At 36.1% G+C, this 1,274-nt stretch carries 1 protein-coding gene; it reads right to left on the minus strand.

What is annotated here, in order from left to right; translation table 11 throughout:
• On the minus strand, nt 1-1,274 hold a 1,274-nt coding region (locus COD11_RS19045), incomplete at both ends, for an IS1182 family transposase (RefSeq protein WP_255301642.1).

The following is a 1,274-nucleotide window of genomic DNA, read 5'->3' on the forward strand; positions in this document are numbered from 1 at the left end:
AAAATATACACTTTTCTGGAATTGTGCTTGGGATGAATGTTGTTCAGACTTAAGGGAAACAGAATATGTTTTACTTTTGGCTCCCTCTTTGTAGCACCCTTCTCTGAAAGGACATCTCTTGCATTTTTCAACATTAAAATAGTAGGTATCAACTTGGTTTTTGCCTACTCCTTTTTTACCTTGCCTAGCTTTCCGTACAGCCATATGCCCTGCCTTGCAGACATACATGCCCGCATCCTTATTGAATTCAAATTCATCCTCTTTTTTTCGGGTACCCTGAGTTATGGAAGGATTTAATTTTGAGACCAGTTTAATTCCATTTTCCTTACTATATTGAATGTTGTCTTTCTCAGAATACGCAGTATCCCCAATAACCGTTTCAATTTCCATTCCTGCATCTATACTTTTCTCAACAAGTGTCTGTAGCTCTTTTCCATCATTTTTTTCTCCGGTTGTAATCGTTGCGGCTGTAATAATTCGCTCTTCACTCATCGCCAGATGAGTTTTATAGCCAAAGAATGATGAGTCAGCTGCTTTGTGTCCGACTTTGGCATCTAGATCATTCATGGACTGTAGCTGTTCGATATCATCTGCAACGGCTTCTTTCAGGAGATTAAGATGTTCCTTGACTTTTGGATACTCTAAAAGGCTTTCTTCCTTTTCAATCACTTCAATGAGCTCTTGGGAATAAGTAATCTCATCTTCAAGTAGATCATTGTTTGGCTTTACGGGGAATTTCTTCTTCATACTCTCGTTAATTTTATAAATTGCTTTTCTGAGGTTTTTGGAGCGCTCCATTAGTATTTCTTTTGGAGTCATTTGATTATATCTCGCCTTTGTATGGGTGGCATCTACAATAATGGACTTGCTTTTAATAATCTCTTTCTCAATGGCAATCTCCACTGTCTTATTGATAAGCATGTCTAATAAGTTCATGTCTTTTAACCTAAGCTTACGAAACTTTGTCAAAGAACTTGAATCAATAACGGCTTCCTCCGGAGCCATATCCAAAAAATATTTGAAGGACATATCATATTTTGAACGCTCGATAATATCAACATCTGAAACATCATGAATGGTTTTCAAAAACAAATATTTAAACATGCGAATAGGATCTATCGCATTCCGCCCATTATCTAGACAATATTTATCCTTTAATTCTTCGTAAATAAAAGAAAAGTCAATTAGATCCTTAATTCTTCGTAACATATTATCCTGAGGAACGACGATATCATATAGAGCCACATATGGACTAAACATCATTGTTTGTTGTT

It is taken from the genome of Bacillus sp. AFS040349 (genome assembly GCF_002577655.1).
GTDB lineage: Bacteria > Bacillota > Bacilli > Bacillales > Bacillaceae > Metabacillus.